Below are 8,432 nucleotides of genomic sequence, written 5' to 3'. Positions count from 1 at the left end.
AGCAAAGGCTCGCCAGCCTTGGCGCGCTCGGGCCAGCCTGCACGCACCAGCAAGGCAGCGGCCAGGTTCTCCTTGAGCGGCGCATGCCCGACGTCACGCCGGTAGCCGCGCCGGTGAAGGCTCTCGCCTGAGAGGTCGATACCCAGGCTCAGGTTGGCACGATGCAGGTGCGCATAAAGGCGCAGGTCTGGCGTTTTGGTATCCACATTGGGGCGCTCCTGCCCCGAGAGCTGCAGCGAGTCCACCACCCCGTCCTTGACGGTTTGCGCGCCAAACCGGGTGTGGCGAATGTGCTCGCTACGGCCATGAAAATCCACCGCCAGGGTGCGTCCTGGTGCAAGATGCTGACGCCAGGCAATGCGTGCCACCACATCGCGCACCTGCTCGGCGGTCTCGATCATGCTTTCCCGGGCCAGCAGCAGAATGACGCGGTTGGCTAGTCGCGACCACAGGCAGACCCGATAGGCGGTGGCCTGGTCGGCAGTGAAATAGACACCGGCCACGGTGGTTTTACCAGGCTCGGCGCCTAGCGCTTGCAGCTCGTCTGCCAGCAGGCCTTCGATGCCTTTGGGGCAGGTGGCCAGCAGATTCAAAGAGGGTGTTTGGCTCAGCTCGGTCATGTTCTTCGCCGCGCGTCACCGCGCGATATTCCTGTATATGTCAAATGAGTTTACGTCTTATGACAATTTGATGGTCGACAAGTGACCCCATGATGGTCTATCAATAAAAGGGTAGCTACTAAAAACGCATGCGTTGCTTGTCTGGGTCATTACTGTGCACTTCCGCAAGGAGACTCCTGTAACGACCCACGGCTTGTCGAGTCGGCGGCTTTACCTGTTCAGCACGTGAGTGCTAGACACCAAGGTACTGGCGAAGACTCACTCTTGGACTTGAAGTCACCTCTCGAAGCAGAGTTGGCAGCAATGGTTGGCGTCGTGATGACGCTTGAAAGGAGCTCGGTAGACAATGAGCTGCCCGTTTGCTGGCCATTTGCTTCTTATCAAAGGTTTTCGTGAAAAGAGGTTAGCCAATGAAACGACAAAAACGTGATCGCTTCCAGCGGGCTTATGTTCACGGCTATAAAGCGGGTATTACGGGTCGCTCCCGTGATGATTGCCCCAGTCAAGATGTCAATTTACGCGAATACTGGATGAGCGGTTGGCGTGAAGGTCGCGGAGACCAGTGGGATGGCATGGTCGGCGTTTCCGGCATCCATAAAAACCCCATGGTCATGACCTGATTTATTTACCTTTTACACGGACATTTGGAGTACGGAGCCCGCTCACCAGCGGGCTTTTTATTGCCTACCCCTTTATTGCCCACCTCTCCCCCGCGCCTTCCCTATTAGTGGGCAGAAGCCTGCTCCTTGAGCGCCTCGGCACACTGTTTCACCAGCGTCGGCCCCTGATAAATCAAGCCTGAATAGAGCTGCACCAGATCGGCACCTGCCTCGATTTTCGCTTGCGCTGCCGCCGCGCTGTCGATGCCGCCCACGCCGATGATCGGCAGGTCAGGCAGTTCGGCACGTAGCAGCCGGATGACCGTATTGGAAGCCTCGAACACCGGTCGGCCCGATAACCCACCGGCTTCCTGCGCCTGGGGGTCCTGCTGAACGGCCTCACGAGACACCGTGGTATTGGTGGCGATCACGCCATCCAGCCCATTGCGAGAAATACTGCCCGCCACCAGCGCCACTTCCTCTGCGTTCATGTCGGGGGCGATCTTCACCAGCAGCGGCACCTTGCGACCCAGCGCGTCGTCCAGCGATTGGCTGCGGGCACGAATCGGCCCCAGCAGGGCATCCAACTGCTCGCCGAACTGCAGCGTGCGCAGCCCCGGCGTATTGGGCGACGAGATATTGACCGCGATATAATCGGCCACCCCATGCACGGCGTCGAGACACAGCAGGTAGTCATCCAGCGCCTGCTCCACCGAGGTGGTCAAATTCTTGCCGATGTTGATGCCTACGATACCGCCGTAGTGGCGCTTCTTGACCTGTGCCACCAGGTGCTCGACGCCCTTGTTGTTGAAGCCGAAGCGGTTGATGATGGCCCCGTGTTCGGCCAGGCGAAACAGACGCGGCTTGGGGTTGCCCGGCTGCGCTTTCGGCGTGACAGTGCCCACTTCCACGAAACCAAAGCCCAGCTCACCCAGGGCATCCAGGTGATCGGCATTCTTGTCCAGCCCGGCTGCCAGGCCGACGCGATTGGCAAAGCGCAGCCCCATCAGCTCGACCGGGTCGCTGATCGGCTCGCCATACAGCCGCTTCACGCCACCGACTCGGTGCAGCGTATCCAGCGCGCCAAGCGCCAGACCGTGGGACGTTTCCGCATCCAGGCGGAACATGAGCGAGCGGGCAAGGGTATACATCAGCGAGACACTCCTGGGCGATGGGCTGTTGGCGAGGCGGCCGCAGTATAACGCACTTGGCCCAGCGAGGCAGAATGAAAAGGCCGCGCCCTGGTGAACCAGGGCGCGGCCTTGAGTGGGCCTTTCGTCAGGCGTCAGGCTTCGCTGTCGCTCTCGGCCAGGTCCACCAGCTCACGGACGGCGACCGCAAACAGGGCAAAACCGCCTTCGCTGCCGCTACGTACCTCTTCGATCAAGCGGCACCAGCGACGGTGCAGCTCGGCGTGCTGCTCCAGCCACTGGGCCACGCGCTCCTGGGTGTCGCGGCTGCCCGCTTCCAGCTTCAATACGCTGGTGGTCAGCGCCAGCTGCTGGCGATCGATATCGTCACGGAAGGTTTCACGGGCCTGTGCCTGCCAGGCATCGCGCACTTCCAGTTGAGTGACCTGCTGGATCATCCACGGTAGCTCCAGACGGCTGCCAATCTCGTGGAAGACTTCCGCCACCCGCTGGGGCTTCTCGTTGGTCAAGCGAGCCGCCTGAATGATCCCCAGGCTGGCGTACAGGCGCGGTGCCGCAGCCACCGTAGCGGCCAGGGACTCAGGCACGCCGGCTTGCTGAAGTTCGTCGCAGCGTGCCTGCCACTCCTGCTGCTCTTCACCGCTGAGCAGCTCACCGATGCTCTCCTGCAGCTGGGCCAGACGCGGCCCGAAGTACTCGATGGTGTCCTGAGTCGACAGCCCCAGGTGCTGACGCAGGAACCAGCGGGTGGCACGACGTACCAGACGCATCAGGTCCAGCATCATGGAGTACTGCACCCGGCTGGAGACCTGGTTGTCCAGCGCTTCGATTTGCGCCCACAGGTCCGCCAGGTTGAAGGCATCGCGGGCAACCACGTAGGCCCGGGCAATATCGGCCCGGCCAGCGCCGGTGGAGTCCATCAAGCGGCGCACGAAGACGATGCCCATGTGGTCGACCAGATCGTTGGCGACCTGAGTGGCCACGATTTCACGCTTCAGGCGGTGCTCGTACATCTCGCCCTGGTAGCGCTCGGTGAGCACCGCCGGGAAGAGCCGCTCGAGATGGCGATGGATGTAGGGGTCGTCGGGCACCTCGGAATTGATCAAATCCCCCTTCAAGGTGCTCTTGGCGTAGGAGATCAGCACCGAGAGTTCCGGCAAACGCATGCCCTGGTCGCTGCTGGCACGCTCCTTGAGCACCTCGTCGGTGGGCAGGAACTCCAGCTCGCGGTCGATCTGACCAGCGGCTTCCAGTTCGCTGATGAAGCGGCGATACGGCCCCATGCCCTGATGGGAAAGAATTTCCGACAGGTCCAGCGCCTGGGTCTGGCGATAGTTGTCCAGAATGACCAGGTTGGCCACTTCGTCGGTCATGTCGGCCAGCAGCTGATTGCGCTGCTTGTCGGTCATGTCGCCACGCTTGACCACTTCGTCGATCAATATCTTGATATTGACCTCATGGTCGGAGCAGTTGACGCCCCCGGCATTGTCGATGAAGTCGGTGTAAACCCGCACGCCGTTGGCGGCTGCCTCCATTCCTCCGACCAGATTATCGGTGACGTCCAGCAGCGCCCGAATGAAGATCTGGTAGCAGGCAATGCCCTCTTTCTGCTGGGTTTCGCGGTCGGCATTTTCAGGCATGCGTTTGCACACGAAGCCGCCCTTGGCGCCTACCGGCACGATGACCGCGTTCTTCACCTGCTGCGCCTTGACCAGCCCCAGCACTTCGGTACGGAAATCTTCCAGACGATCCGACCAGCGCAGGCCACCGCGCGCCACCTTGCCACCTCGCAGGTGCACGCCTTCGACACGGGGCGAGCAGACGAAAATCTCGTAGGCCGGACGCGGCTTGGGCATACCGGTCACTTTCGACGGCTCCAGCTTGTAGGCAATGTAATCCTTGAAGCGGCCATCGTCGGTCTTCTGATAATAGTTGGTGCGCAGCGTGGCCTGGATCAGCTCCATGAAACGGCGCAGCAGCTGGTCGTCATTGAGACTGGCAACGCCTTCCAGGTGCTCGTTCAGGCGCGCCAGGCAGTCGTCGCTCTGGCCGGGCTGCTGCTGGGCCGGTTCGAAGCGCAGGCGGAACAGCTCCACCAACGTCTGGGTGATCACCGGGTAGTTGGCCAGCGTGGCGGCAATGTAATCCTGGGACATGCCAAAGCGAATCTGCTTCAGATAACGCGCGTAACCGCGCAGCATGGCCACTTCCCGCCAGTCCAGACCAGCCCCGACGATCAGGCGATTGAAGGCATCGTTATCGGCTTCGCCGGCCCAGATACGCTTGAACGCTTCGCTGAACGTGTCGCGCACGTCGCCCAGATTGGCGCCCTGACTATGCTCCAGCTCGAAGTCGTGTATCCAGTAACGCTGCTGAGGTGCATTGATATCGTAGGGGCGCTCGCCGATCACGCGCAGGCCGAGATTCTCCATCATCGGCAGCACGTCCGAGAGCGGGATCTGCGATTCGCGATGGAACAGCTTCAGGTTCATGCCCCCTGCCGGCTCTTCCAGCGGACGATACAGGGAGAGCGAAAGCGTATCGCCATTGTCCAGATTCAACAGGTGCTGAATGTCGAATACCGCCGTGCGGGCGTTGAAGTCTTCGCGGTAGCTGGCCGAAAAGGCATCGTGGAAATTATCCAGCAGGTGGTTGGCGCGCTCTTCTCCAAACCCTTCGATCATGGCCGCGTGCAGGTCGTCACGCCAGCTGCGCGACAGCCGTGCCACTTTACCCTCCAGACGCTTCAGGTCGTACTGGCTGGGCGTGTCGCCATTGAAGCGCAGGATCAGCTGAATACGCGCCAGCACCGACTCGGAGAGGTAGGTGTTGAAATCGCCAAAGTGCGCATCCAGCTCGTCGCACAGCATGTTCTGAATACGCTGGCGCAGGTCGGTCGAGAACACGTCGCGGGGAACGAAGACCAGGCAGGAGTAGAACTTGCCGCTGACATCGGCGCGGATGAACAGGCGTACCTGACGACGCTCACGGATGTTCAAGATGCCCAGAGAAGTCGTGGCCAGCTCGTCGGTGCCGATCTGGAACAGATCGTCCCGCGGGTACACTTCCAGCACCTGTAGCAGCTGCTTGCCATTGTGGCCCTGAGGGTTGAACCCGGCGATGTCGGTCACGGCTTTCAGCTTGCGACGCAGCAGTGGAATGTTGCGCGGCGACTCGTTATAGACGGTCGCGGTGAACAGGCCAAAGAAGCGACGCTCGCCGATCACGTTGCCATCATCATCGTAGCGGTCCACGGTGATATAGTCGGGGTACGTAGGGCGATGCACCCGGGAGTGATGGGCGCTCTTGGCAAACGAGAGCAGCTGCGGCACCAGCACGTAGTCATTGTGCTCATCCACCCCCTCTTCGGTGCGGATGCGCTCCCGGTAGCGGGGCTGGTCCAGGCGGAACACGCCCAACACGCTGTTGGGGTCACGCTGCAGCTCGCTGCCTTCCAGCAGGTACTCGTCATACCCCAGGAATGTGAAGTTGTCCTTCAACAACCACTCGAGAAACGCAATCGCTTCTTCATGATCGTCGGGGTCGATCTGTGGCGGGCAGTTCTTTTCCAGCTCCTGGATGGCGGAGGTGATCTGCCCGCACATGGCGTCATAATCACCCACTGCCGTGCGCACGTCGCGCAGCACTTCGTGCAGGTTGCGCTCGATATTGGCCAGGGATTCAGGATCGGTATGGCGATCCACCTCGATGACGATCAAGGATTCGCGAGCCTCGGGGGCATGCTCATCCTTGGGCGAGGTCAGCGCCTTGAGCTGGTGCTGGCCATCGCGGGCAACGGCAAACACTGCGTTCTGAATGGCATGTACGGTCAATCCACGCCGGTTGAGCTCGATACGTACCGAATCGACCAGAAACGGCATGTCTTCATGCAGCACGGCCACGAAGGTGTGGTTGGACTGCCAGCCGTGCTCTTCGAAATCGGGGTTGAAGATACGCACTTTAGGGTGCTGACGGTCATGATGCTGGAGAAACTGCCAGATCGAGAGCGTGGCCCCATAGAGGTCGTCAAGACGACGGTCGATCAGGTCCTCGACCGGCACCGTCGCGTAGAAATGGCGCGCGAAGGCTTCGACATCCGCCGCTCGCGCTGGCTCCAGTCGCGCATCCAGGCGCTCTTGTAGCTGCTTCAAAAGATCCCGCCGACTCTCTTCAATCGCAACGTAATGCATCCATCACCTCGACTGCCTGGGGCCACAACCTGGGACCAAAAAACGAAGGACAATAGGCCTTTAGGCCACGCTACCGGATAGCTTACGCTACCCTCGTCCAGCACCCTAACCATCTGGCATGTTATTCATGGTGTATGCCGCTTGTGCATCATAAGCACTATTGACAAGCGGCCCATGACACTTGCGTTCAAGCGCTACGCCGTGTCAACAGCACCCCGCACTCACAGTGATGGGTAAACGGAAACTGGTCGAACAAGGCAAAACGCTCGATCTGATGGGTTTTGGTGAGCTGCGCCAAATTGTCGGCAAGCGTGACCGGGTTGCATGAAATATAGACGATTTGCGCGTACTCGCTGAGCTGTTCGCAGCTCTGCTCGTCCAGTCCGGCTCTGGGCGGGTCGACCAGCACGGTGGAGAAACGGTAATCGTCCAGCCCCATCTCCGCCACTCGCCGTCCGGCTTTTCGCCTTTCAGCGCCAGCGCAAACTCCTCCGCCGACATGCGCGCCACGTGCGCGTTGTTGATCCCGTTGGCTTCCAGGTTGACATTGGCGCTGGCCACCGAGGTGCGCGAGATTTCCGTGGCCAGCACGCGCCGGAAATTCTCCGCCAGCGCAATGGTGAAGTTGCCGTTTCCGCAATAAAGCTCGACCAGGTCTTCCTGCTGACGTCCGGCCGTCACCTCACGGGCCCAGCTCAACATCGTTTGGCAGATATGCGCATTGGGCTGGGTAAAACTGTTTTCGACCTGCTGATAGTGCAGCGTACGACCATCCACCTCCAGGCGCTCCCAGACGTGGTCACGGCTGAGCACCAGGCGCTGTTTGCGCGAACGGCCAATGATCATGATGTCCAGCTCGGCTTCCAGAGCACGCGCCTGCTCTTCCCAGGCGTCGTCCAGCGGACGATGGTAAATCAGCGTGACCAGCGCTTCTCCCGACAGCGTGGTCAGAAATTCCACCTGAAACAGCCGGCGGCGCAGCACATCGCTGGCCAGAAAGGCATCCCGCAACTGCGGCATCAACTCGTTGATGCGTTCGCTGGCCACGGCAAACTGGTCCAGACGAATGACCCGCTTCTGTTTGGGGTTGTCAGGATCGACCTCGAACATGGCATAGAACAGATCATCGTCTTCATGCCAGATACGAAACTCGCAGCGCTGCCGGTAATGGCTGGCGGGCGAGGGATATACTTCGAGCCCAGGCGGCGCAAAGTCCGCGAACATCTGTTCCACGTAGGCTTGTTTGTCAGCCAGCTGTTCGGCATAGCGTGCCGGATCGACGGTAGGGATGGCCAAGGTGGCTCCTGTTGACTGGAAAATTGAACTTAGCGGCAGCGGCTCACCGTTAATCAGCGTCGGGCAGCGCGAGCAGTTGGGGGGCACTGAAACCGTACCGCGCCATGCCATCGGCCAGGGCAGCAGCGGGCGCCGTGGTAAAACAACGGCCATCCGGCACGCTGCTGATCAGCGTGGCGGCTACCTGTCCAACGCGCCGCGCGATGGCGTCTCCAGAGTCCACCCAGGCCAGCGGTACGGGGGAGAGTGACACCAGCAGCGGCTGCAGCAACGGAAAGTGCGTGCACCCCAATACCACGGTATCCAGGGCAGGGGTCGCCTGGATTGCCTCCCAAAGCGGGGCCAACGCCTGCTGAATATGAGCGGCGTTCAGCGGCTTTCCCGCCAACCAGGCTTCGGCTTCCACTACCAGCGGGTCTGCTGCCAGCCGCGTGACGCGGCAGTCGCTGGCGAAGCTTTCGATCAATCCTTGGGTGTAAGGGCGGTTGACCGTGGCCGAGGTAGCCAGCAGGCCAATATGGCGCGTCGTGCTGAGCTGCGCGGCGGGCTTGATGGCGGGCACCGTACCAATCACCG

General features: G+C 60.9%; 5 protein-coding genes and 1 pseudogene. 1 reads left to right on the top strand and 5 read right to left on the bottom strand.

The genetic code is table 11. The features are described 5' to 3' along the window. The coding region (locus tag B7L71_RS09360; protein ID WP_249273221.1) for a THUMP domain-containing protein at nt 1–620 on the bottom strand (620 nt) is incomplete at its 3' end. Between the two features lie 410 nt (nt 621–1,030). Between B7L71_RS09360 and rmf the strand changes: the two genes are divergently transcribed. Then, the gene (gene rmf / locus B7L71_RS09355) at nt 1,031–1,240 is read left to right on the top strand and encodes a ribosome modulation factor (protein ID WP_039176196.1); all 210 of its coding nucleotides are present in this window, start codon (nt 1,031–1,033) and stop codon (nt 1,238–1,240) included. 104 nt (nt 1,241–1,344) lie between these two features. Here rmf and B7L71_RS09350 read toward each other — a convergent pair whose 3' ends face one another. From B7L71_RS09350 to B7L71_RS09335, 4 genes and pseudogenes are all read right to left on the bottom strand, one after another. After that, a complete protein-coding gene (locus tag B7L71_RS09350; protein ID WP_081137512.1) occupies nt 1,345–2,370 on the bottom strand; it encodes a quinone-dependent dihydroorotate dehydrogenase in 1,026 nt (341 codons plus the stop codon). A gap of 134 nt (nt 2,371–2,504) precedes the next feature. Next, a complete protein-coding gene (locus B7L71_RS09345) occupies nt 2,505–6,560 on the bottom strand; it encodes an NAD-glutamate dehydrogenase domain-containing protein (protein ID WP_081137510.1) in 4,056 nt (1,351 codons plus the stop codon). 187 nt (nt 6,561–6,747) lie between these two features. After that, nucleotides 6,748–7,856: pseudogene (trmA, locus tag B7L71_RS09340) on the bottom strand (tRNA (uridine(54)-C5)-methyltransferase TrmA). Between the two features lie 49 nt (nt 7,857–7,905). Beyond that, nucleotides 7,906–8,432 (bottom strand): glutamate racemase (locus B7L71_RS09335; protein WP_081137509.1); only part of this gene is annotated, 527 nt, incomplete at its 5' end.

It is taken from the genome of Halomonas sp. BC2, assembly GCF_002078115.1.
Lineage (GTDB): Bacteria > Pseudomonadota > Gammaproteobacteria > Pseudomonadales > Halomonadaceae > Vreelandella > Vreelandella stevensii.
Note: the sequence above shows the minus strand (reverse complement) of the source record. Positions and strands in the feature narration are given on the sequence as shown.